Below are 23,450 nucleotides of genomic sequence, written 5' to 3' on the forward strand. Positions count from 1 at the left end.
CAACGGCTGGAGCAGCCATGCGGACCCACTCAGGAACGTTCTCCGAAAAGACAATGCTCATCATGGTCGCGGTCTTCGCCGCGCTGGAGGGCTACGATCTCGCCTGTTACGGCGTCACCGTGCCCTCGCTCCTCGCCGACCGGTCCCTGGGCGGCGACCCGGCGACGGCGGGGACGGTCGGATCCCTGGTGGCCGTCGGCATGATGATCGGCGCCGCCCTCGCCGGCGCGGCGATCAGCCGCCTCGGTCCGCGCCGGCTGCTGCTGGCCGGGGCCGGGACGTTCTCCGCAGGCATGCTCGCGTGCGCCGTGGCGCCCAGCTTCGCCGTCTTCGGGGCGGCACGGCTGCTCGTCGGAGTCGGGCTCGGGGTGGTGCTGCCGACCCTGACCGCGTACGTGGCGGACCTGTCCGACCCGGGGCGGCGCAGCCGCAACGTCGGGCTCATGATGTCGGGGTACGCCCTCGGCGCCCTGCTCGCCCCGCTGCTGGGCGCGGGGTTGCTGCCGGACGCGTCGTGGCACTGGATCTACGTCATCGGCGCGGCGCCGGCACTGCTGCTGCTCCCGATCGCCGCGCGGATCCTCCCGGAGAGCCCCGTCCACGCCGGCCGCACCGCCGGGCGCGCGGGAGGGCGGAGCGACCTGTTCGGCCTGCGGCCCCTGCTCGCCCCCGGGACACGCATGGTGACCCTGCTGTTCTGGGTGGCGTCGTTCTGCGGGCTGCTGCTGGTCTTCGGCATCAGCACCTGGCTGCCCACCATCATGCGGACCAGCGGCTACTCGCTCGGCTCCGCGCTGCTGCAGACCGCCGCGATGTGGGTCGGCGCGGGGCTCGGCATGATTGCCGGAGGGCGGATCGCCGACGGGATCGGGATCAAGCCGGTCGTGTCGATCGCCTTCCTCGTCGGATCGATCAGCCTGATCGCGATGAGCATGCGGCCCGCGATCGTGCTGCTGTTCCTGCTGATGTTCGTCAGCGGGCTGGGGTTCATCGGCTCGCAGGTGATGACCAACGCCTTCATCGTCACCCGCTATCCGGAGGACGTCCGGGGCGCCGGGATCGGCTGGGCGCTGTCGGTCGGGCGGCTCGGCGCCATCCTGGGGCCGTCGATGGGCGGCTGGATCCTCTCGTCGCAGCTCGGGGTGGAGTGGAACTTCTACCTGTTCGCGATCCCCGGCCTGGTGGGCGCGACGGCGGCCGCGCTCGTACCTCTGATCCGCGTCGCCCGCGGCTCCGCGCAGGCCGTGCCGGAGGGGGCGGGATGAGGGCGTTCACCTACGAGACGCATGCGGCCCGCGTCGTCTTCGGCACGGGATGCGCCGAGCGCGCGCTGGCCGAGGAGCTCGGCCGGCTCGGCGCGCGCCGAGCGCTGATCGTGACCACGCCGCGGACCGCCCCGCTCGTCGCGGAGCTCGCCGCGCCGCTGTCCGTGGCGGCCGTCTTCGACGGCGTGCGACCGCACGTGCCTGTCGACACGGTGGACCGGGCGGTCGCGCTGGCGACGCGGGCGGGCGCGGACGCGCTGCTGAGCGTCGGGGGCGGCTCCACGACCGGCACGGCCAAGGCGATCGCGCTGCGCACGTCGCTTCCCATCGTGGCCGTGCCCACCACGTACGCCGGCTCCGAGGTGACCTCCGTCTGGGGCACGACCGAGGGCGCGCGCAAGACCACGGGCCGATCCCCGCTCGTCGTGCCCAGGACCGTGCTGTACGACCCGGCCCTGACCACGACCCTGCCGGCGGCGATGACGGCCGCCAGCGCGATGAACGCGATGGCGCACTGCGTCGAGGCGTTCTACGCGCCCGGCGCCAACCCGGTCACCGATCTCGTCGCCGCCGAGGGGGTCCGAGTGATCGCGGGCGCGCTGCCCGCCGTCATGGCCGACCCCGCCGGCGAGGCCGGGCGCACCGGGCTGCTGTACGGCGCCTACCTGGCCGGGTCGGCGTTCGCCGCCGCGGGGTCCGGGCTGCATCACCAGATCTGCCACGTGCTGGGCGGCGCGTTCGGCCTGCCGCACGCCGAGACCCACACGGTGCTGCTGCCGCACGTGGCGGCGTTCAACGAGCCCGCCGTGCCCGCCCTGCGGGCGCGGCTGGCCCCGGCCCTCGGCGCCACCGACGTCGCCGGCGGGCTGACCCGGCTCGCGGCCCGGATCGGCGCACCGGTGTCGCTGGCCCAGATCGGGCTGACGGAGGACGATCTGGACACGGCCGTAGGGCTCGTGCTGGAGAAGGACCTCGGCGGCAATCCCCGGCCCGTGGGCGAGGCCGAGGTGCGCGGGATCCTGACCGGCGCCGTGCACGGACACCTCCCGGCCTCGACGAGAAGGGAATCGGTATGACCGTTCAACGGAATGACCCGGCCAGCCTGCCCACCGCGGACCGGACGCTTACCGACCGGGTGCTGACGAGCTTCGACGGGGCCCCCTCCGCCAGGCTCCGCGAGGTCATGCGCAGCCTGGTCGCCCATCTGCACGCCTTCGCCTCCGACGTGCGGCTCACCGAGGAGGAGTGGACCGCCGCGGTCTCGTTCCTCACCCGGGCGGGCCAGATCAGCGACGACCGGCGGCAGGAGCTGATCCTTCTCTCCGATGTGCTGGGGCTGTCGATGCTGGTCATCGGGATCAACCACCCGGCGGCCGAGACCGCGACCGCCTCCACCGTGGTGGGCCCGTTCTTCGTCGAGAACGCGCCCGAGTTCGTCAACGGCGACGACATCTCCGGCGGCGCCGGCGGGGAGCCGTGCTTCTACTCCGGCCGGGTGCTCTCGACGGCGGGCGCGCCGATCCCCGGCGCGCGGATCGACGTCTGGCACACCGACGACGAGGGCAATTACGACGTGCAGTACGCGGAGCTCGACGAGGCCCAGGGCCGGGGCTTCCTGCATTCCGACGCCGACGGCCGCTACCGGTTCTCCTCGGTGCTGCCGGTGCCGTACCCCATCCCGGACGACGGGCCGGTCGGGGAACTGCTGGACGCCGCCAAGCGCGACTTCATGCGGCCGGCGCACATGCACTTCAGGGTGAGCGCCCCCGGGTTCACCACGCTCACCACCCATGTCTTCGTGGCCGGGGATCCGCATCTCGGCTCCGACGCCGTCTTCGGGGAGAAGGATTCGCTGGTGCGGGCCTTCGTCCGGTACGACGCGGGCGCCGCCCCCGACGGCCGGGTCCTCGACCGGGCGTTCTTCACCATGGAATTCGACCTCGTCCTGGACGTCGCGTCCACGCCGGATCGGCCGGGCCCGTCCGACTCCGTATAGTTTTCGGCGTACGGAGATCGGATTCGCGCGGGGCGAGGCAACGTGAGTGACGTACAACAGGCCGACGACGACGGCGACGAGAGCCAGAGCAGCTCCCCGTCTCCGTCCCGTCAGGGCATCCAGTCGGTCGAGATCGCGATGACGGTGCTGCTGGCCATGGAGCAGAGCGCCGGGCCGGCGAGCCTGACGCAGATCGCGGCGCTCAGCGGCATGCAGCCGAGCAAAGTGCACCGATACCTGGTGAGCCTGAGCCGCATCGGGCTGGTCTCCCAGTCGCCGAGCTCCGGCCTGTACGACCTGGGCCCGGCGATGCGGCGGCTCGGCGCGGAGGCCCTGCGCAGGATGGACGAGGTCGGCCTGGCCTCGGAACACCTGCCCGGCCTGCGCGACCGGACCAAGCACGCGATCAACCTGGCGGTGTGGGGCGACCACGGTCCGATGATCGTCCGCTGGGACTACGGCTCCTACGCGCTGCCGATCACCGTGCGGGTGGGCGCGACGCTGCCGATGCTGGCCTCCTCGATCGGCCGCGTCTACCTGACCCACCTGCCCAAGACCCTGACCGACCCGATCGTCAGAGCTCAGGACGCGACCACCGATGAGCGTTTCACCGACGAGGAGATCGAGCGCATCAAGGCCAACGTACGCCGCGACGGCGTCGCCATCACCTCCGGCGGCGTGATCCCAGGGGTCACCTCCGTGGCCGCCCCGGTGTTCACCACCGGAGAGTCGCTGCCGCTGGCGGTCGCGATCGTCCTGCCGGCGCGGATCGCGACGCCGGCCGTCCTGCGTACCGTGTCGTCGGATCTGCTCAAGACCACTGACGCGATGTCCGCTGAGCTGGGACACCAGCGCGCCCCCGCGCCGGAGGCCCGCTCGCTCACCTCCGCCGGCAAGACACCGGCCGAGACGGGCAGGCGCGCGAGGAACCGCCCCTGAGTGCGGGAAATCGGGCTGGGGCCGGCGCGCGTCAGAGCGGCAGCGGGACGCGATCGAAGAACCAGTAAAGGCTGACCGCCACGATGGGGGCCGATCTCACTGCGGGATGCGGTTGATGGTTTGTGTGTGGGTTGACGGATGTGTGAATCGTATTCGCTCACCGCCTTTACATTGTAGATTAATTACAACCGAGCATGTCGACTACCCGGCCGTGACAGCCATCGACGTCGGTGCCGCTCCCCCATCGAAGCCCACCCCAACTACAAACGGCGTGGCACTCACGACACCGACGGCCGCATCAACGTCGTGATGCACGCCAACGGCGACTCCGACCGCGAGATCAAGCTCGCGTTCCTAGCGTTCTCCCTACCCCGCGACGCCACCAGCCGCTTCGCCAAAGCCAAGCGCTGACCGGCCTGCGGAAACAACCCGTCCCCGACGCGGCACCCCAACTTCCCGTCCACGCCTCCCTCGACAACACCCACCTGAGCCGACGAACTTCCGCCAGCCCTCAACACCTATAGCCAGGGCAGATGTCCTTCCACCTCAGCACGGAGCACCACGTCAGCGCAGGTCAGGAGCAGGTTCGTTGGATTCTGCTCGATAGCTACTGGGACCCCTCAGGTGAACAGCCCCATCGGCCGCGCCGGCGTCCCGACGACATCGCGCGCTTCGGAGCTGTCGGCCTTCATGACCGGCAGCACGCTGCTCGCGGACGGCGTTGCCACCGTCTGACCAGGGGTCGGCAGGAGCCCTAGCAGCATGGAAGCCGGTGAGTCGCGAACGTCCGGCCGTCACCGGGCCGGCTTTTCGACCGTGACCAGTACTTCGGCCTGGTTGCAGTCTGGGGCGGTGGCGGTCAGGCGGATGGTGCCGGGTGCGGTCGGTTTCACCACGGCGAGGGCGCGGCCCTGGTAGGTGTGGTGCTCGATCGAGTCGAATCCTTTCTTGTTCGCCGGGTCGGCGCTGCCGAAGCCGATCAGCGTTCCGTCGCCGGAGACGTCCACCCGCACGGGCCGATCCGCAGCGGTGTGCACTGTTTCGGCAGAATCGACCAAGGTCAAAGTGATATAGGCAAGGTCACCGACGTCGACCGTGATGACCGGTCGATCGGGTGCGGCGTGCAGCACGATGGGGCCGGTCGCGGTGCGGAGGATATCGCGCCGGATTCGACGCCGTCGCGGTAGGCGATCGCGACCAGTTCGCCTGGTTCGTAGGTGATCTCGAACTCGGTGCGGAAGCGGTGTTGTTCGCGGACCGGTTTGCGTCCCAAGGAGCGGCCGTTGACGAGAAGTTCGACGTCGTCCGCGTCTCTGTACACCTCGACGATGATCGGGGCGCTCTCATGGCCGGGCCAGGTCCAGCTGGCGATGGTGTCACTCCAGGCCCACTGGCTGCTGATGACAGTCTTGCCGTGGTGTTGCGGCCGCTGGACAGCGAGGTAGGGCTGGGCGCGCAGGCCGAAAACGATCTCCCGGTAGTAGGAGACGGGAAGCCGGTGACCGGTGATGTCGATGTCCCCGCAATCGGCCAGCAGGTACGGATACGGCGCCATGAACGTGGGGCGCGGGGTATCCGGTGGCGTACTGCGGCCGGTCGACACCGACCTCGCCCAGGTAGTCCCAGCCGGTCCAGGTGAAATCGCCGATGACATGGCTGTGCTGTTTGACCAGTCGCCAGTTGTTGTCGATGCGGGGTGGGAAGGTCTCGGTGCCCAGGATGATCCGGTTCGGGAACAGTGTGCGGTCGGTCGGGTAGCGGATCTCCGAGTAGTTCATTCCGGCCACGTCGAGCACGCTGTAGGACTCGGCGGTGCGGGTGGTCACCAGGTCGGAGCCGGCGACGGGCGTTCACGTCGAATCCGCTGTCGGCCATCAGGGTGTTGATACCGGTGTCGTCGCCTTCCTGGACGCGCAGATCAGGCAGCAGGGCCAGGAGGTTGTTGATCCCGTTGGTGAGGAAGCGGGTGTCGTCCAGCGCACGAACCTTCTCGGCGAGTCTGCGGCCCCATGCGGCCCCGGTGGCTGTGCCGGTTTCGGGAATTTCGTTGCCGAGGGAGTAGAGGACGACGCTGGGATGGTTGTAGTCCTTGGCCACCATCGCCTCGATGTCGCGTTCCCACCATTCCGGGAAGTTGAGGCTGTAGTCGATCGGGCTCTTGCTCCAGGTCCACATGTCGAATGCCTCATCGACCACCAGCATGCCGAGACGGTCACAGGCGTCGAGCATCGCGGCGCTCATGGGGTGGTGCGACATGCGGATGGCATTGAATCCGACGTTCTTGAGCAGCCGCACGCGGCGCTCCTCGGCTTGGGCGAACGTCGCGGCCCCCAGCGGTCCGTTGTCGTGGTGCACGCACGCGCCGCGCAGCTTCACCGTCTCGCCGTTGATCCGCAACTCATGCTCGGGGTCGAAGCGCAAGGAGCGGATGCCGAAGGCGACCTCCATGGCGTCGATGTCCGTGATGGACACCGCGCACGTGTACAGCGCGGGCGAGTCCGGGCTCCACAGCGCGGGGTCGCGGACGTAGATGCGCTGGCGACCAATGGCCGGTTCGTGGGGTTGTACCGTGATCAGCGCGGTGTCGGAGGCGACGACGGTTCCCGCGGCATCGCGGATCTCGATGACCAGCTCGACGGTGCGCAGGTCGTTGGAGTCGTTCTCGATCGTGGTCGCGACCTCTACGACCGCGCGTTCGGCATCGATGTCCGGGGTGGTGACACGGACGCCGTCCGGGCTGATGCGGACGACCTCGCCGACGAGCAACCAGGTGTCGCGGTAGATGCCCGCGCCGGAGTACCAGCGCGAGTCCTGGTGGGTCCGGCACTCCACCCGGACCTCGTTGTTCTCGCCGAACCGCAGGAACCGGTCGGCGTCGATGTAGAACCGCGAGTACCCGTACGGGCGCTGCCCGGCATAGTTGCCGTTGACGAACACGGTGGCGTCCCGATAGACGCCCTCGAACTCCAGCATGATCCGCTTACCGCGGTGCTCCTCGGGCATCAGGAACGTCTTGCGGTACTCGTACGCCCCACCAGGGAAATAAGCGGTCGCGGCGCCGTCCGTGGTGGCCTCGCGGTCGCGGGTGATCATCGCGTCGTGCGGCACGATCACCGGCTCGAACGGGACCGCGGTCCCCGCGAGTTCGGCGAAAGGATTGACCTTCGGACGGAACTGCCAGTTGTCGTTGAACGATGTGCGGATCACATAACTCCTCGGGACATGACTTTCCTGAAGATCAGAGGTGTACGACCTGCCGGTCATGTCGATCTCGTCACGGGGACTGGGCGTGCTCGCGGCCGAAGGCCCGGATCGGCTGGTTCGAGCCGGGCAGGTAGGAGCCGTCCACGCCGAAGCGGGGAGCAGGCCGCACGCGACGTCCCTGGGCACCTGCCACACGGTGATGCCGGAGCCGAACACCACGTCGGCGCAGGAAGTCGATCTCCTCACTCCGGCGGTGTTCGCGTTCCGGTAAAGGCGGGACGTCAGCGGGGAGAGGCGGTGGAGCGCCGGACGACCAGGCTTGGAATGACCGAGAAGTGCACCGGCGACGTGCGGCCTTCGATGCGCTCGAGCAGCAGCCGCCCGGCCATCCGGCCCATGACGACTCCGTCCTGGTTGACGGTGGTCAGCGCGATGTTGGGATGGGCGGCCAGCCTGGTGTTGTCGTAGCCGGCCACGGAGACGTCGTCCGGGGCGGACAGGCCCGCCTCGTGCAGCGCGGCCAGCACGCCGAGGGCCGCCTCGTCGGAACCGGCGAAGATCGCAGTGGGGAGCGGAGAGCGGCTCAGCAGCTCGCGGGCACCGTCGTAGCCGCCCTCCTCTGAGTACGAGGTCGCCGCGACGGCGATCTCGTCGGCGAGCCCGTGGTCCCGCATCACCCGCTCGTAGGTCTCGGCCCTGATCCGCGGCATCTGGTCGGCCGCCCGTCCAGGCTCCTGCTGGAAGGTGATGTGCCCGATGCGACGGTGGCCGAGCGCGATCAGGTGTTCCATGACGAGCTCGGAGCCGACCCTGTCGTCGTCGACGATCGAGTCGTACGCCGGCGACCTGTCGTGGCGGCCCAGCACCACGGTGGGGATGTCGCGCGCCACCTGCTCAAGCTGGGTGCGGCCGACCAGTGGGGCGATCATGAGGATGCCGTCCACCTGCCGGTCTATCAGAGCCTCCAGGGCACGTTTCTCGGTCTTGTCGAGGGTGCCTCCCTGGATCATGATCGCCTGATAGTCGGACTCGGCGAGCTGCTCCACCAGGCCGGTCATGATCTCGGCGTAGAACGGGATCCCGATGTGCTGCATGAGCACGCCGATGGTGAAGGCCCGCCCCCGCAGCGCCCGCGCGGCGGCCTGGGGGCGGTAGCCGAGCTCGTCGATGGCCCGCTTGACGCGGTCTCGCATGGCGTCGCTGACCCCGTAGTCATTGCGGATGACCTTGGAGACCGCCGCCTTGGAGACCCCGGCGTGTTTCGCCACGTCGGAAATGGTCACTCGTCGTCGTCGCTCAGGCGCGACCATGGGCATCCCCTTCTCCAGCCAAGTCCTGCCGATCCTACGACGCCGGGATCATCGTGCGTATAGACCGGTCTATGAAGACTAGCGAATGATCCAGAACATGCCCACACTGACTAGTGGAGATGTCGTAGACCGGTACACGTTTTTCCTTGACCTTCTTGCGACGTAGCGGCTACGTTGACTCGCATTCGGAGCCCGCTACGGCTGATTCGCGCCGGACCGACATGTGATCGAGAGACGAATGCACACCTTCCCCGACGGCTTCCTCTGGGGTGCGGCGAGCGCGCCGCACCAGGTCGAGGGCAACAACGTCAACAGCGACTTCTGGGCGCAGGAGGAGCGCATGCCAGGGGCGGATCGCAGCGGCGACGCCCTCGACAGCTACCACCGATACCCCGAGGACATCCGGCTCGTCGCGGAGTCGGGCCTGAACACCTACCGCTTCGGCATCGAGTGGGCGCGCATCGAGCCGGCCCCGGGACGGGTGTCCCGCGCGGCGCTCGCGCACTACCGGCGCATGATCGACGCATGTCTCACCGCGGGCGTCGTCCCGTTCGTGACGATTCACCACTTCACCTCGCCAAGATGGTTCGCCGAGGAGGGCGGCTGGCGCGGCGAACGGGCCGTGGACCGCTTCCGCGCCTATGTCGAGGCGGCCACCTCGATCCTCGACGGCGTCGAGTGGGTCTGCACCATCAATGAGCCCAACATGCTCGCGATCATGGTGCGCGAGGCGGAGGCTACGCTCGACCCCGACTCGGGTCTGGAGTGGCTCAGCCCCACGCTGGAGGCGGACACGCCCCGGCCGGCGAAGCCGGCTCCGCCGACGGAGATCGGGCGCCGTCTCATCGAGGCGCACCAGGCGGCGCGGGACGTGCTGCGCGAGCGCACGGACGCCCGGGTGGGATGGTCGGTCGCGAGCCGCGCGTTCGAGACCCGTCCTGGGGCGGAGGAGGTGCGCCGGCGGCTCGAGTACGTCTGGGAGGACCTCTACCTGGAGGCGGCGCGGGGCGACGACTTCATCGGGGTGCAGGCCTATTCGGCGCAGTGGGTGGGGCTCGACGGTATCGAACCGCACCCCGTCCACCCGGACAACACCCTCGTGCGGACGGCGTACCGCCCCGACGCCCTCGGCATCGCCGTCCGGCACACCGCCGACGTCCTGCCCGACGTTCCGATCGTCGTCACCGAGAACGGCATCGCGACCGGCGACGACTCCCGGCGCATCGCCTACACCGCCGGCGCGCTCGACGCGCTGTCCGAGGCGATGGCAGCGGGCGTGGACGTGCGGGGCTACCTCCATTGGAGCCTGCTCGACAACTACGAGTGGGGGCACTGGGACCCGACGTTCGGCCTCGTCGCCGTCGACCGGGAGACGTTCGAGCGCCGGCCCAAGCCGAGCCTCGCGTGGCTGGGCGGCGTCGCCAAGGCCAACGCGCTCTGAGAGACCTCAGCGGCTGAAACTCAAGATTCAAGGAAAGGCGAGGATGTCCGAGGCAATCGACCGGCGCCGACTCGTGCGACGGCACAACCCCGTGCTGACGTCCGCGCACCCCGCTGACGTCCTCACGGTCGGCAACGGTGACATCGCGCTCACGGTCGACATCTCCGGGCTGCAGACGTTCCCATCCTTCCACGAACTGGTCCCCGACCCGCACCGCGTCGTTCACGACGGGCTGTCCGGCCTGCCCGAGCAGCGCCCGCGCGTCTTCGACGCCGACGACTTCCAGATCCCCCTGCGTACCCAGTCGACCTGGGGCTGGTACGAGACGCGCGCCGACCGGGCGCTCCGGCTCGACGACGCGACCACCCTGTACGAGACGTCCCGCGGCCCGGTGCCCTATCTCGACCGCATGGGTCTGCACCGTGCCGGCGACCTGATCGCCGACGAGTTCGTCGCGGGCGCGTGGTACCACTTCAACCCCCGCCGCGCTCACCTCGGCCGCCTCGCTCTGGTCCGCCCCGACGGGACGGGGCTCGACGATCCGGCCGCGCTCACCGACGTCCGTACCGAGCTCGACCTGTGGACGGGAACGATCCAGGCCGCGTACGTCCTCGACGGCGAGCGCGTCCGCGTCACCACCGTCGCCGACCCGCGGGACCATCGCTTCGCCGTGCGGGTCGAATCCGGCCTGCTGCTTCGCGGATGGGGCGTCGCCTGGGTGTTCGACGAACAGCCGGACGGCCTGGCCGCCTTCGAACTCCCGCTCGCGCAGGAGACGGTCTGGGACCAGCGGACGGAGCGCCACTGGCAGGCACGGCGCACGGTGGAGGCGCTGACCTACGGCGTAGGCGTCCGCACCACCGGCAGCCTGCGTGCGGGGACCGGCTCGGTCATCGCGCACACAGACGCCACCGTTCTCGAGGTCGTGGTGACGCTGACGCCGGATCAGGATCGGCAGCCGGACAAGGACGACTTCTCCGCCGTCGGCGCGTCCGCGCGGACCTGGTGGGCGGAGCACTGGAGCACCGGTGCCGCGGTCAGCCTCGCCGGCAGCACGGACGCGCGCGCCGCGGAGCTGGAACGCCGCGTCGTTCTCTCGCAGTACCTCATGGCCGTCAACAGTGCCGGGGTCACGCCTCCCGCGGAGTCCGGTCTGACGTACAACACCTGGTCGGGCAAGTTCCACCTCGAGATGCACTGGTGGCATGCGGCGCATTTCCCGATGTGGGGGCGAGGGCACCTGCTCGAACGCAGCATGCGCTGGTATCACGAAGCCCTGGAGGCGGCGAAGGCGACCGCCCGCCGGCAGGGGTATCGCGGAGCCCGCTGGCCGAAGCAGACCGATCCGTCCGCGCGCGAGTCGCCGAGCAACATCGGCGTCTTCCTCCTGTGGCAGCAGCCGCACGTGATCTACCTGCTGGAGTCGCTGCGCGGCGAGGGGCGCGAGGAGTCGTTCCTGCGTGAGCACTACCCGCTCGTCGAGGCGACCGCCGACTTCATGGCCGACTTCGCCGAGGAACGCGACGGATCCTTCAGGCTGCCGCCTCCGCTCATCCCCGCGCAGGAGAGCTACCTCACCGACCGGGCGACGAACACCGATCCGACCTTCGAGCTGGCGTACTGGTCATGGGCACTCGGCGTGGCGAACGAGTGGAGAGCGCGGCTCGGTCTCGAACCGAGCCAGGAGTGGGACCGGGTGGCGCGGAACATGAGCCGGCCCGCATTGCTTCCCGACGGTACGTACGCGGCCATCGCGACTTCCCCGTGGCTCATCCGGAAGGATCACCCGTCCATGCTCATGGCGTTGGGGTGGCTTCCGGACACGCAGCTCGTGGACCCGGCCACGATGTCGGCGACGCTCGATTCCGTATGGGAGCGCTGGGACCTGCAGTCCAGCTGGGGCTGGGACTACCCCGTCATGGCGATGTCCGCGGCCGGTCTCGGCGATGTCGGCCGTGCGATCGACGCCCTTCTGCTTCCTTCACCGAAGAACGTGTTCCTCCCCAACGGACACAATCCGCAAATGCCGGGATTCCTCACGATTTATCTCCCGGCGAATGGAGGACTGCTGGCCGCGATGGCGCATATCGCCACAGCGGTGGACCAGGGGGCAGAACTTCCCCGCGGCTGGATCCTCACGTCAGAAGGACTGGGCGCGCTCCCCCGCCCCAGCGTCCTGAGCGGCTCTTCATGGACACGGAAGGAGAACGGTCGGCCGGCAGCCGACTGACAGGGCCAGAACCACTTTCATCGGCATTGAACGGCGTTCACCGAAGAATGCCTCCTCCATCCAAGGCTTCCAGAGGCGAGAACCATGGGTACGAAATCCACCACACGCGGCGCTCGCCGCCGCACCATTACCGCGACCGCAGGATCATTGGCGATCGTCGGAGCGCTTGCTCTGGCCGGCTGCTCGTCATCCGGCGAATCCACCAACACCGGGGACGCCGGACTGACCTTCATGAACCAGTCGCGCGGGCAAGAGGCCGCGCTCAAACAACTCGCGCAGCAGTACACCAAGAAGACCGGCGTCAAGATCACTATCGACACGCCCGGTCCGGTCGACTACCTGCCCAAGCTGCAGGCGAAGGCGCAGTCCAGATCCATGCCCGACATCTATTCGTCGTTCGACGCGTCCCAGATGGCGCCGTTCTACAAGGCCGGCTGGGCGATGGACCTTTCCTCCCAGTTGAACGCCGGTTGGAGCAAGAACTTCAGCCCCGCCGTGCTCAAGATGTCGACGTTCCAGGAAGGTAACAACCTCGGGGTCAAGCCCGGCGTCTACTCGGTGCACTGGGAGACGCAGACGTACGGCTTCCTCATCAACCCGGCGCTGACCGGAATATCTGCGGAAAAGCCGCCCGCGACGACGGCCGAGTTCATCGACGCGCTCACCGCGAAGAAGGCGAAATTCTCCATCGCGGCCTCGCAGACGCCGAACATCATCCAGGCCCTCGCCTCGAACTGGCTGACGGACGCCGAGATCGAAGCGACCCTCAACGGGAAAGCGAGCTGGAAACAGGACGGCTGGCGCAACGCCTTCCAGTTCCTGGCCGAGGTGAAGAAGGCCGGTGTCCTCGCCGACGACTCCATCCCCGGTGGCCAGGACGACCACCCGAACGTGGAGTCGTCCTTCTTCACCAAGAAAATGGGTGCCATCTTCGACGCCGCCCCCGGCATCGCGGTCGGCCACAGGACGAACCCGGAATTCGACGACTACTTCTCCACCGGGGTCCCCAAGGCTCCCGGCAGCGTCCACGACCCGCGCTCGCCGGGTATCCCCGGGAAGGGCGCGGTGATCAACCCGAGGGGCAAGCAGTCCGACAAGGCGCTCGCGTTCGTGAAGTGGCTGACCGAGCCCGAGCAGCAGGCGGTGTTCGCCAAGACCGCTCGCATCCTCCCCAGCAACCCGGAACTCCTCGCCGGCGCGGACATCCCCGACCAGCTCGCGGGCTTCGCCGCCGGCGTGAAGAACATGCAAGTCATGTCAACGACCTTCACACCTGACGTGATCACCGCGATCAGAGCGGAGTCTCAGCGCTTGGTGCTGGGCGAGGCGACGGTGGACGAGGTCCTCACCAACATCCAGGCGGCGCAGGACCGTACGTCATGACGGCGCAGCATCTCGCGATTCCCGTGCGGCGTCCACCTCGGGCGCCGCGCGGGAGGCGCACTCTCCGGCGCAACCTGATCGGCTGGTTGTTCCTGGCGCCGGCCATCGCGCTCATCGGGATCTTCACGATCACGCCGTTCGCGCAGGCGATCCTGCTGAGTTTCCAGTCCTGGGACGGCGTCAGCCCCGACACCCCATGGGTGGGGCTGGCCAACTACGACTTCGTCGCCTCCGACCCGATCTTCTGGGCGTCCATGCGCAACGTCCTGTTCTTCGGTGTCGTCGGGTTCGTCGTCGGCAACGGAGTCGCCTTGGGCATGGCGCTGGCCGTCAACAACATCACCCGCGGCAGGACGTTCTTCCGCACCGTCTTCTACCTGCCGGGCGTGTTGTCGGTGGTCGTCGTCGGTCTGCTGTTCTCGTTCATCCTGGCCCCTGGATCCGGCATCCTCAACCGGCTGCTCAGCATGGTGGGGTTGGGCACGCTACAGCAGAACTGGCTTGGCGAGCCAGCCGTCGCGCTGCCCGTCGTGGCGGCGGTGTTCGTCTGGTTCCACTGGGGGTTCGGCTTCCTGCTCTTCCTCGCGGGGCTGCAGGACGTGCCCAAAGAACTGTACGAGGCCGCCGAACTCGACGGCGCGAACCGCTGGTCGAAATTCCGGTACGTCACCTGGCCGCAGCTGGCTCCGGTCACCTCGATCGTGAGCCTGCTGACGCTGCTCGCCGCGCTCCAGATTTTCGGGACCGTGCAGGTGCTGACCAACGGCGGACCGGGCCAGCACACGATGGTGCCGACCCTCGCCATCTACAACGAGGCGTTCGTCAACTGGCGTTACGGCAGTGCCGCGGCCATGTCGGTCATCTTCGGCGGCGCCCTCGTGCTGCTGTCCGTGATCCAGCTCACGATCACCAGGCGGAGGTCCCGCGTATGATGACGGCAAGGGCCGAAGGCGGGACCCGACGGAGGGTACGCCTCGACAAGATCGGCTTGTACGGACTGCTGGGCGTCGCCGCGCTGATCGCGCTGTTCCCCCTGCTGTGGATGCTGTCCGGATCTCTGCAGAGCCTCACGGAGCTGCTCTCGAACGACAGCTTCCTGCCCGCGGACCCGCAGTGGCACAACTACGTGACCGCATGGGTCCAGGGAGAACTCGGCATCTACCTGCGCAACAGTGTGCTCTACACGGGATCGGCCGTCATCGGCATCCTGCTGGTGTCCAGCCTCGCCGGGTACGCGCTCGCGCGGCTCGACTTCGCGGGCAAGAGCGTGTTCACGTTCGTCATCCTCGCCGTGATGATCATCCCCGCTCCCGCCATGTTCCTCGCGCAGTACAAGCTGCTCATCTCACTCAACCTGACGAACAATCCCGTCGGCTACGTACTGATCCTGATCACCTCGGGCATCCCGATGTCGACGCTCATCATGCGCAGCTTCTTCGTCAGCCAGCCCCGCGCTGTGGAGGAGGCGGCCGCGCTGGACGGCGCCGGTCCGCTGCGCATCTTCTGGAACGTGATCCTCCCACTGGCGCGGCCCGGCCTCGCCGCCGTGGCGGTCATTCAAGGGCTGGGAGCGTGGAACGAGTACCTCATGGCGCTCGTCCTGTTCGACGACAACTCCCTCATGCCCGTCCAGCGCGGTCTGACCGCTTTCACCTCCGCCGAGACGCCACAGCAGCAGATCCTCCTGGCCGCCACTACCATCTCGATCGTGCCGGTCGTGATCTTCTATCTGATGGCGCAACGTCACATCGTGAAGGGCATCGGCGCGGGCGCGATCAAGTAGGCAGGCCCGACCAGATCCGGCGGCGCAACCACCACCCTGTGAGTTTCGATGCGTACTCTTTCGTAGTCGTGACCTGGTGCACTGGGAGCAACTCGGCAACGTCCTGGACCGTCCCTCACAGCTACGGCTGCCGCCGAGCATCCCGGCCTCGCGTGGCGTCTACGCGCCCACCATCCGTCACTATGGCGGCCGGTTCTACGTGATCACTACGTTGGTCGGCGCCGGTGGCACCTTCCTCGTCTCCAGTGACCGTCCCGAGGGCCCGTGGTCGGATCCGGTATGGAGCGATCTGCCCGGCATCGACCCCGATCTGGCTTGGGACGAGGACGGAGAGTGCTGGTGTGCCGTCTCCGGCGTCAACGTGGCGCGCATCGACCCCGAGCGCGGCCACTGCGTATCCGTGGCCCGTGCCCGCTCACCGCGCGGCCCGTACGAGAGCGCGCCCGGCAACCCCATCCTGACCCACCGCAGCACCAACCGGCCGATCCAGAGCACCGGCCACGGCGATCTCGTCCAGGCGGCCGACGGCGCCTGTCGATGATCAGAGCAGCATGTCCAGGGTGATCGGCAGACGCTGCGCTGACGCCAAGGCACGAACTGACGAGCTGACCAAAGGACGCTCAGCCCGGCTGGTGACCTCGCACGGTTTTCAGCGGCTCCAGCTCCTCGTCCTGCTCACCCAGACTGGGCCGCAAGCGGCCCACGAGCTACGCGTGCGCGGAAGGCTTCGACTCGCTCTCTGATCGGGGGTGGTACTTCTCCACCAGCGCTGCCCACATCGCCGCCACCTCCACATCCGTGCCCGCCTGGTCGACCCGGTCTAGCTGGTCGACCAGCACGCGGCCGGCCTTGGCCGCCAGCTTGGAGGACCGCTCCAGGCGGGGCAGCATCCGCCTGGGGCCGCTATGTGACGTGGGCCCCGGAGCGGGGGCTGCGGCCGCTGGGGCCAGGCACCGCCGCTCGAGACGGTTCCGTCGACGTCGTGGGTGGGGACGGCGACGGAACGCTGACCGGTGATCATCGCTGGTGTGCCGTGGACACGGGCCGGTCATGGCATCACGACGAGTCGCCTGCCTTTGAGGTCGGTTCGCTGCCAGGCGGTCTCGATGTCGCTCAGCGGGGCCTTCTCCACATCGAAGGTGAGCTCGCCGGACCGTGTCCACGTCACGATCTGCTGGTACGCCTCGTCCATGGTCTGCGGGTCGAGCCCCTTGGCCGCGCCGTAGATCTCCACGCCGGAGGTGCGCAGGCTCGACCCGGCGAGGGCGAGCTCGGTGCCGGCCGACTCACCGATCTGGACCACCCGGGTCGGCTTGCCGAACGCGAACGACCGCGGCACCAGCGCACGCAGCAGGATCTGGCTGGGCCTGCCCCACAGGTAGTCTACGACGACGTCGTAGCCGTCCCCCCTGGCGTCGAGGTACGCCTGCGCCAGAGCCTCGTCGGAGACCGCGGTGTTGATCACTGTGTCGGCCCCGATGGCCTGTACCTCGCGTAACTGGTCGTCGTCGCGGCCGGTGGCGACGATCCGGCCGGCGCCCAGCAGCCGGGCCACCTTGACCGCGAGCCGCCCGGCCACCCCGGTGGCGCCCTGCACCAGCACCGTCTCCCCGGGAACGAACCCCGCGGCCGCTTTCATCGACATCGCGGTGATGGCCGAGGCCATCACGGTCGCCACGGCCGGGTCGATGCCGTCAGGGATCGGCACGTAGGAGCCCTGGGGCACCACGGCCTTCTCGGCGAGCGCGCCGTAGGGCAGGCGGATGTTGCCGAACCCGACGAGCGTGCCGTCCGGGAGGGCGCCGATGCCGTCGAAGGCAGGGATCGCCGGAAACCGGCCGATGTACTTCTCGCTGGCGTAGTGCGTACCGGCCGCGATCGCCTTGTCGACGTTCTCGACGGCGACCGCCTTGACGTCGATGATCACCTCACCGTCTCCGGGCACCGGATCGGGGAAGTCCTCATAGCGCGGGATGCCGCCGGCCTCGTGGAGCACCGCCGCCTTCATCCCAGTTCCTGACCGAACAAGCGGGCGATCCGCGTCTGCCACGCCGCCAGGACGCGAGGCGGACGGGCTGGAGAGTGGTTGAACCCGTGGTGGTGCGAACGGTGGTGCGTGAGCGGGTGCCGCCACCCATGGCCGTGGCGGGCCTGGCTCTGGTGGCCGGCCGGCCACTCGGTGTGCGCGGGAACCCCCGGAATGCGATGGGTCGCCCTGTGCAGCAGGTCGCGGAGCGAGTGCCGGTGTCTCATCGTTGCCTCCCTGGTGCGTGAGTCTCTATCACTGATAGAGGACTCTATCACTGATAGGGTCAGGAAGGGAGGTGCAGGAATTGGCTCTGGACAAACAGCGGATCGTCACCGAGGCCGTCGCGCTACTGGACGCCGAGGGTCTCGACGGCGTGACCACGCGCAAACTGGCCGCCCGGCTCGGCGTACAGTCGCCGACCCTTTACTGGCACATCCCGAACAAGGCGGCGCTGGTCACCGCGATCGCCGAGGCGATTCTTGAGCAGCAGTTCCCCGAGCTGGCGTCGCCCGCGCCGGAGGAACGCTGGCAGGACTGGCTGATCGGCCTGGCCGGGCGGCTGCGGCACGCGTTGCTGGCCCACCCGGACGGAGCCCGGATCATCGCGGCCTCCCAACTGTCCCTCAAGATGGCCGCCATCTCCGAACTGGCGATGAGCACACTGGTCGGGCGGGGCATTCCCTTGCGGCAGGCTCGCCTGATCGTGTTGACGGTGTTGCGCTTCACCGTCGGCTACGTCCTGGAGGAACAGCTCGGCCGCCCGGACGCGGACGCCCTGGAGGGCTTCGACATGGCCGCCTACGCCGCGGCACACCCCACCGTGATGGCCGGTGTGGCCGAGTACTTCCAACCCGGCCGCACCGTCGACGATCTGTTCCGCGATTGTCTGGAACAGATCATCCATGGTCCTGGGGCGCAGTCCGACCCCACGTCCTGACCGGTCAGCCGCTCCGCAGGCGAGTGAGCCATGGCATGAGCACCCCGAGTCCCCAACACAGAAAGCCGACATCGTCGCTGTTTCAAAGGCCCTCACCTACGAAACAGCGGCCCGGCGTCCGGCTGCCCGATGTCCTCCTGCGCCGCACCGGCCGGGGCAAGGTGGCCGCCCAATACCACACCGCCCGGTTCCGGCTCGTGCCGTCCCTGGCCAAGGTGCTCAACGTGCCGACCCCGGCGCTTCGCAAACCCGGGACCGTCTGGGTGGAACTACCCCGCCCCGCCGCCGGCACCCAGACGCCCGGGCACGCCAAGATCGGCTACGCCCGCGCCTCGACGGTGCGCCAGTCGCTACAGACCCAGCTCGACTCCCTCAATGGGGTCACCGTAGTCTTGGCCGAAAATCCAACGAACCCACCCGTGACCAGCGGATTCTTCGAGATTCCCGGAACGCTGGTGATCGTTTGCCACTGCGGTCGAAGCCATCACCGCCGCGTTCGTGGAAGGGAGGCGGTTGCCGAGTACGGGAGAAAGGGGCAGTGGCGCCTCTGATCACCTAATTGGAGTGCGCTGTTCCTCCGGCTGCTTCGGCCCGGGTAAGGCCATGAGCATGAGAAAGCACACGCCGATAGACAAGGAAGCCGTTCCCCGGAAGATCGTTGTGTTGTGCGAGGTTGTGTTGCCTGGCGGCAGGGCCCGCGTTGCGGTTGTCCACAGAGGCGTGTGAGTTGCCCAGTCGCTTTCCGTGATCGCCGTAGAGCTGAGCGTTGATCTATCTGAAGACAGGGGGCCGGTTCGGTGCGACAGGTCAGCGACCGCCGCCGACACCCCGGATGAAGTTCGGCTGAAGATGTCCGAGCGAGAGGCCGAACTGCTCAAGATGAAAGGCTGACTTCGACCGGCAGCGCAACCGGATCTTCGCAGAGACCGGTGTGCGGCAGAGCGGCAAGGAATCCAAGGTCAGCCGCTCGGTATCAGCACAACTCTCCTCTGCGGCCCGACCAGGCCGGGCAATCGACCATTCACGTCAACGGCAGGCCGCCGACGTCTGACCAGCAGAGACAGGACTCTTCATCACGGCAGCGCCGGATAGCAGGTGGTCGATCTCGTGGCCGACCAGGCGGGCCAGCGCCGCTTCCACCATCGTGATGACCGAATGCCCGTCCAGGTGGGTGTGTTCGATGGGGCTCGGCTGCTCCGGGACCGGTCCCGGAGCAGCCGCCACACACTGGGAGGGCTCAAGGATCACCCCGTCCCAACCTCATGTGAAGAGCAAGGAGGATCATGTCCGCCACGATCAGGACCGCCGCCCTGGCGGTGGCCGCGTCCATCGCCCTCGTCCCCGCCATCGCCCCCACGGCGTCCGCCGCCGCCAAGCCCAACCTGCGTGCCTGCTACGACGGCAACTGCAAGATCACCGTCACCAAGAAGGTCTCGTTCCGGATCGACCCCAGCTTCGTCTTCACCAAGCTGACCATCTCCTTCAATGCCAGCGGCGTCAGCGTGAAGTCCAGCGGGCCTGGCGTGTCAGGCTCTTCGTACTTCAGCGAGGGCTCGGCGAGCACGCTCAACGGCATCACCATCAGCGCCCTCTCGCTGTCCAAGAAGAAGGCGGTGCTGCGGTTGTCAACGCAGGGCTGAGCCGAACGCGTCGCGTAGGAGCAGCACGGCGATGCAGGACTCAGGTCGACGGCGTCCGGGTCCGTCGCCTCGGCTCCGGCGCCGGGCTGCCGCGTGCGCGGCGGCCGGGCGGATGCGCCTTTCGGGCCTTCAGAACTGGGCAAGGTAGGCCGTTCGGGGCCCCCACTCGGGTCGGCGTCACCAGGGGCAAAGGAGCTCTGCATGACGATGGTGACGGTGCGTGATTCGCAGAAATGACCTCCTGGCCGCTGATACTGGTGGGAGGGCCTACGAGGCCGGCCTCCGGAGACGATTTCACCGTCGTCGCCGAGCTGCTCACCGAGCACGGCTTCGCTCGGCGGGGTAACGCCGGCTACCGCAGCGTGCACTGGACCAGCTCCCGCCCCGATCTGCCGACGCTGCGGGTGTGGATCGGCCTCTTCCAGCCGTCGCCCGGCAGTCCTCAAGGCACCGACCGGCCCACCATCCAGACCAACGACGCCCACGACAACGGCGGTAAGGGCAAGGGTCTCCGGCCCCCGGTGCACCGCCCACTACCTGGAGCGCTATGACCTGGCTTTGAGGTTCTGGGAGCGGGTTCGGCGGATCGGGGGCGAGACGGCAGACCTGTGGCTGTACAAGGTCAGACCTGGAGAAGTTCTTCTTCCTCGATAGCTTCGACCGGAATGTGATCGCGCAGTCGAGAGCCGATTCTCACCGGCTGGGCGTCGCCGTCCAGATCGGGACCGTCCGGTACAAGGGGCTGTTCCTGGAGGATCCGCTCGCGGTGCCCTGGCCGGTGGTGGACTACCTGGCCGAGCAGCTGGGAATCGGTGACGCGTCGCAGGTCAAGAAGTACGCCGAGCGGCCCAAGACGACGTACGAGCACGCGTGGATGATCCGGGACGCCTACGGTTACCACACCTTCGATGACACCAACAGCTGGAGCGAGCGGCAACTGACGCGCCGGTTCCGGACCTTCCTGCACGGCTGGCGGCTGATGTTCGAGCGGCAGGCGTACGAGAGCGGCGGCACCTGGAAGTTCTTCGGCGGTCTCGCGCTCGGCACGGTCGGCGGCGGCAAGGGCCTGATCGCTCAGCACACCGCGGCGGCGGTGGCCTCTGGAGTCGAGATCCGATACGGCGCCAACGTGACGGCGCTCCATCGGAGCCACGCCGACGCGGTGACCGCGCGGTGACGTACGCCGACGCGAGCGGTGAGCACACCGTGCGAGCCCACGCGGTCGTTTTGGCCGCGGGCGGGTTCGAGGCCAGCTCGTGCCTGACGGCCCGCCACCTGGGTCCGGAATGGGCCCGAGCGATCGTCCGCGGCACCCCCACGAACGACGGCGCGATCCTCGAACTCGCCCTCGCCCTCGGCGCCGCCCCCTACGGCACCTGCCACAGCGTCGCGTGGGACGCCGGAGCCCCACCCGGCGGCGGCGACAGACGCCTGACCAACCAGTACACCCGCCAGAGCTACCCCTTGGGCATCGTGGTGGACCGCGACGGCCGCCGCTTCGTGGACGAGGGCGCCGACTACCGCAATTACACCTACGCCAAGTACGGTCGTGAGATCCTCCGGCGGCCCGGCAGCATCGCGTGGCAGCTGTTCGACGCCACCACCCGGCCGATGCTGCGTACCGAGGAATACGACAGCCGGCCGATCACCTGGGCCGATGGGAACACTGTAGAGGAGCTCGCGAGCCGGCTCGGCATCTCCCCCGAGGGACTGCGCCCGACGGTGGACGATTTCAACGCCTCGATCGTGGACGAACCGTTCGACCCCTCGATCAAGGACGGGCGGCGGGCGCGGGCCGAACCGCCCAAGTCGAACTGGGCGCTGGCGCTGGAGGCACCGCCGTTCTATGGGTATGCGGTGAGCTGCGGCATCACGTTCACCTTCGGCGGGCTGCACGTTGACACCAGCGCCCGGGTGCTGGACGAGGAATCACGGCCGATCAAAGGGCTGTACGCGGCGGGGGAACTGGTGGGTGGCCTGTTCTCGGGCAACTACCCGGGCGGCAGCGGGCTGACGTCGGGAGCCGTCTTCGGCAGGATCGCGGGCGCCGCCGCGCGCACGCTCCTCCATAGATACTGCGGGCGTGGCGGGCTCGCACACAGATGGGGTGTCAGGTGAGCGGGTGGAGGCCCACAGTCGCGGCAGTGTTCGAAGGGGTCGACCCCGGGCTGAAGATCCGTCCCGTGGAGGTGGCCGCACCACAGGAAGGCGAAGTCCTGCTGGAGGTGGCGGCCTGCGGAGCATGCCACAGCGACGTGCACAAGCTGCGGGGACACGGCACGGTCGCCCCGCCCTGTGTGTTCGGGCACGAGCTGTCCGGCACCATCGCCGAGACCGGCCCATCGGTCGGCCGAGTACGGCCGGGCGATCGAGTCGTCTGCTCCTTCCTGGTCCCCTGCGGCAAATGCGCCGCGTGCGCCGCCGGCGCGGACGACGACTGCGCAGCCTTCCGATCGGCGATGCAGCGCGACGGTCTGCGCTTCGACGGCACTCACCGGTACCGGTTCCCCGACGGCGCATCATTGCGCGCCTCCGGAGTCGGCGGCCTGGCCAGACACGTCGTGCTGCCCTCGACCGCCGTCTTCCCCCTGCCCCACGACTGGCCATCGGCATGGCCGCTCGCCGACGCCGCGGTACTCGGCTGCGCGGGCCTGACCGCATACGGAGCCGTACACCGCGCCGCGCGCCTGACAAGCGGCGAACGCGTGCTTGTCATCGGCGCGGGCGGCGTCGGACTGTGCGTCATCGCGCTGGCCCGCCACGCCGGGGCAGCCGGCACGGTGGCGACCGATCTACGGCAAGGCGCTCGGCGCGCCGCGCTGGACTTCGGCGCGACGGCGGCACTCGACGGCGCGGATCCCCCTTCAGCGGCGCACTCTTCCCTGCCCCCGCCCCGGCACCCACCGCCCTATATCGAGCCATGCTCGAGCTCGGACGGGCTTGCCGCCCCGGGACAGCGTGAGGCCCTCCACCGCCGCACGACGGAGAAGACCGCGGATCGGCGCGGGATGCGTCACACAGGCGCAGCGTGGGCAAGCCGTCAGCCCCCCACGAGCTGTGCCGCTTCGCGCAGCGCGTCGTCGATGGGCTGGGGCTTGAGGCCGAAGGTCTGGGTGATGGCCGTGGAGTCCGCGACGAACGGCCGGTCCCATTGGTAGTGAGTGATACGCAGTTCACGCATGAGCGGTACGAACACTCCGGCGGTCCACAGCACCGGGTATGGGACTGTCGTGAGCTTCGGCGCCGGGGAGCCGGTGACGCGACTGAAGGCGGGCCTTGGCCACAGCTCAGCA

Annotated in this window: 23 protein-coding genes and 3 pseudogenes; 18 read left to right on the plus strand and 8 right to left on the minus strand. The window is 68.6% G+C overall.

The genetic code is table 11. The features are described from left to right. Positions 1-62: 62 nt before the first annotated feature. The 4 genes from ACGFNP_RS47420 to ACGFNP_RS47435 are packed head-to-tail and all read left to right on the plus strand — an operon-like array spanning position 63 to position 4,200. Positions 63-1,265, plus strand: coding sequence for an MFS transporter (locus ACGFNP_RS47420; protein WP_393329646.1), 1,203 nt, complete (start codon positions 63-65; stop codon positions 1,263-1,265). Further along, a complete protein-coding gene (locus tag ACGFNP_RS47425) occupies positions 1,262-2,341 on the plus strand; it encodes a maleylacetate reductase (protein WP_393329647.1) in 1,080 nt (359 codons plus the stop codon). The genes ACGFNP_RS47420 and ACGFNP_RS47425 overlap by 4 nt, the downstream gene beginning before the upstream one ends. Beyond that, a complete protein-coding gene (locus ACGFNP_RS47430) occupies positions 2,338-3,261 on the plus strand; it encodes a dioxygenase (protein ID WP_393329648.1) in 924 nt (307 codons plus the stop codon). Before ACGFNP_RS47425 ends, ACGFNP_RS47430 begins: the two co-directional genes overlap by 4 nt. A 42-nt stretch (positions 3,262-3,303) precedes the next feature. Next, positions 3,304-4,200 (plus strand): IclR family transcriptional regulator, encoded by an 897-nt coding sequence (locus tag ACGFNP_RS47435; protein WP_393329650.1) that lies wholly within the window; start codon positions 3,304-3,306, stop codon positions 4,198-4,200. Between the two features lie 794 nt (positions 4,201-4,994). Here the strand turns inward: ACGFNP_RS47435 and ACGFNP_RS47440 are convergent. The 4 genes and pseudogenes from ACGFNP_RS47440 to ACGFNP_RS47455 form a co-directional block, all read right to left on the minus strand. Continuing rightward, entirely contained in the window at positions 4,995-5,330 is a 336-nt protein-coding gene (locus tag ACGFNP_RS47440) for a hypothetical protein (RefSeq protein WP_393329652.1), read from the minus strand. Continuing rightward, positions 5,261-5,854, minus strand: a complete 594-nt coding sequence (locus tag ACGFNP_RS47445) for a DUF4982 domain-containing protein (RefSeq protein ID WP_393330129.1) — start codon at positions 5,852-5,854, stop codon at positions 5,261-5,263. The genes ACGFNP_RS47440 and ACGFNP_RS47445 overlap by 70 nt, the downstream gene beginning before the upstream one ends. 359 nt (positions 5,855-6,213) lie before the next feature. Then, a pseudogene (locus ACGFNP_RS47450) lies at positions 6,214-7,464 on the minus strand (glycoside hydrolase family 2 protein); the annotation flags it as partial. 221 nt (positions 7,465-7,685) lie between these two features. After that, positions 7,686-8,672: a LacI family DNA-binding transcriptional regulator gene (locus tag ACGFNP_RS47455; RefSeq protein ID WP_358327208.1), complete on the minus strand. Its 987-nt coding sequence runs from the start codon at positions 8,670-8,672 to the stop codon at positions 7,686-7,688. Between the two features lie 265 nt (positions 8,673-8,937). Here ACGFNP_RS47455 and ACGFNP_RS47460 point away from each other — a divergent pair, with 265 nt between their 5' ends. The 7 genes and pseudogenes from ACGFNP_RS47460 to ACGFNP_RS47490 all read left to right on the plus strand — a co-directional run bounded on the left by ACGFNP_RS47460 (position 8,938) and on the right by ACGFNP_RS47490 (position 16,092). Further along, the gene (locus ACGFNP_RS47460; RefSeq protein ID WP_358327210.1) at positions 8,938-10,155 is read left to right on the plus strand and encodes a family 1 glycosylhydrolase; all 1,218 of its coding nucleotides are present in this window, start codon (positions 8,938-8,940) and stop codon (positions 10,153-10,155) included. Positions 10,156-10,198: 43 nt separating this feature from the next. Further along, positions 10,199-12,385, plus strand: a complete 2,187-nt coding sequence (locus ACGFNP_RS47465; RefSeq protein ID WP_393329654.1) for a hypothetical protein — start codon at positions 10,199-10,201, stop codon at positions 12,383-12,385. Positions 12,386-12,469: 84 nt separating this feature from the next. Continuing rightward, positions 12,470-13,768, plus strand: coding sequence for an ABC transporter substrate-binding protein (locus ACGFNP_RS47470; RefSeq protein WP_393329656.1), 1,299 nt, complete (start codon positions 12,470-12,472; stop codon positions 13,766-13,768). Continuing rightward, positions 13,765-14,700: a carbohydrate ABC transporter permease gene (locus ACGFNP_RS47475; protein WP_393329658.1), complete on the plus strand. Its 936-nt coding sequence runs from the start codon at positions 13,765-13,767 to the stop codon at positions 14,698-14,700. Before ACGFNP_RS47470 ends, ACGFNP_RS47475 begins: the two co-directional genes overlap by 4 nt. After that, the gene (locus ACGFNP_RS47480) at positions 14,697-15,551 is read left to right on the plus strand and encodes a carbohydrate ABC transporter permease (RefSeq protein WP_358327220.1); all 855 of its coding nucleotides are present in this window, start codon (positions 14,697-14,699) and stop codon (positions 15,549-15,551) included. Before ACGFNP_RS47475 ends, ACGFNP_RS47480 begins: the two co-directional genes overlap by 4 nt. A gap of 67 nt (positions 15,552-15,618) precedes the next feature. Further along, positions 15,619-15,900: pseudogene (locus ACGFNP_RS47485) on the plus strand (family 43 glycosylhydrolase); the annotation flags it as partial. Positions 15,901-15,912: 12 nt separating this feature from the next. Continuing rightward, the gene (locus tag ACGFNP_RS47490) at positions 15,913-16,092 is read left to right on the plus strand and encodes a family 43 glycosylhydrolase (RefSeq protein WP_393330132.1); all 180 of its coding nucleotides are present in this window, start codon (positions 15,913-15,915) and stop codon (positions 16,090-16,092) included. 166 nt (positions 16,093-16,258) lie between these two features. Here ACGFNP_RS47490 and ACGFNP_RS47495 read toward each other — a convergent pair whose 3' ends face one another. The 3 genes from ACGFNP_RS47495 to ACGFNP_RS47505 form a co-directional block, all read right to left on the minus strand. Then, on the minus strand, positions 16,259-16,441 hold the full coding sequence (locus ACGFNP_RS47495) for a hypothetical protein (RefSeq protein WP_393329660.1): 183 nt from the start codon (positions 16,439-16,441) through the stop codon (positions 16,259-16,261). Positions 16,442-16,599: 158 nt separating this feature from the next. Further along, complete coding sequence (locus ACGFNP_RS47500; RefSeq protein WP_393329661.1) at positions 16,600-17,559, minus strand: zinc-binding alcohol dehydrogenase family protein; 960 nt, start codon at positions 17,557-17,559, stop codon at positions 16,600-16,602. Then, positions 17,556-17,804: a hypothetical protein gene (locus tag ACGFNP_RS47505; protein WP_393329663.1), complete on the minus strand. Its 249-nt coding sequence runs from the start codon at positions 17,802-17,804 to the stop codon at positions 17,556-17,558. The genes ACGFNP_RS47500 and ACGFNP_RS47505 overlap by 4 nt, the downstream gene beginning before the upstream one ends. Positions 17,805-17,875: 71 nt before the next feature. Between ACGFNP_RS47505 and ACGFNP_RS47510 the strand changes: the two genes are divergently transcribed. Both ACGFNP_RS47510 and ACGFNP_RS47515 read left to right on the plus strand, forming a co-directional pair. Beyond that, positions 17,876-18,517: a TetR/AcrR family transcriptional regulator C-terminal domain-containing protein gene (locus ACGFNP_RS47510; RefSeq protein ID WP_358327228.1), complete on the plus strand. Its 642-nt coding sequence runs from the start codon at positions 17,876-17,878 to the stop codon at positions 18,515-18,517. Positions 18,518-18,552: 35 nt separating this feature from the next. Further along, complete coding sequence (locus ACGFNP_RS47515) at positions 18,553-19,068, plus strand: hypothetical protein (RefSeq protein ID WP_358327230.1); 516 nt, start codon at positions 18,553-18,555, stop codon at positions 19,066-19,068. A 475-nt stretch (positions 19,069-19,543) separates the two neighbouring features. On the opposite strand, the gene ACGFNP_RS47520 is transcribed toward ACGFNP_RS47515, so the two are convergent. Beyond that, positions 19,544-19,765, minus strand: coding sequence for a hypothetical protein (locus ACGFNP_RS47520; RefSeq protein ID WP_358327232.1), 222 nt, complete (start codon positions 19,763-19,765; stop codon positions 19,544-19,546). Between the two features lie 35 nt (positions 19,766-19,800). Here ACGFNP_RS47520 and ACGFNP_RS47525 point away from each other — a divergent pair, with 35 nt between their 5' ends. The 5 genes and pseudogenes from ACGFNP_RS47525 to ACGFNP_RS47545 all read left to right on the plus strand — a co-directional run bounded on the left by ACGFNP_RS47525 (position 19,801) and on the right by ACGFNP_RS47545 (position 23,315). Beyond that, positions 19,801-20,157 (plus strand): hypothetical protein, encoded by a 357-nt coding sequence (locus ACGFNP_RS47525; protein WP_358327234.1) that lies wholly within the window; start codon positions 19,801-19,803, stop codon positions 20,155-20,157. Positions 20,158-20,414: 257 nt separating this feature from the next. Further along, positions 20,415-20,708, plus strand: a complete 294-nt coding sequence (locus ACGFNP_RS47530) for a hypothetical protein (RefSeq protein WP_358327236.1) — start codon at positions 20,415-20,417, stop codon at positions 20,706-20,708. A 71-nt stretch (positions 20,709-20,779) separates the two neighbouring features. Beyond that, a pseudogene (locus ACGFNP_RS47535) lies at positions 20,780-21,127 on the plus strand (DUF4158 domain-containing protein); the annotation flags it as partial. Positions 21,128-21,330: 203 nt separating this feature from the next. Then, entirely contained in the window at positions 21,331-22,275 is a 945-nt protein-coding gene (locus ACGFNP_RS47540) for an FAD-binding protein (RefSeq protein WP_393329666.1), read from the plus strand. 26 nt (positions 22,276-22,301) lie between these two features. Then, positions 22,302-23,315 carry an alcohol dehydrogenase catalytic domain-containing protein gene (locus ACGFNP_RS47545; RefSeq protein WP_393329668.1) on the plus strand — a complete coding sequence of 338 codons (1,014 nt, stop codon included), beginning with the start codon at positions 22,302-22,304 and terminating at the stop codon, positions 23,313-23,315. Positions 23,316-23,450 lie beyond the last annotated feature (135 nt).

The sequence above is a fragment of the Nonomuraea sp. NPDC049269 genome (assembly GCF_043197155.1).
Lineage (GTDB): Bacteria > Actinomycetota > Actinomycetes > Streptosporangiales > Streptosporangiaceae > Nonomuraea.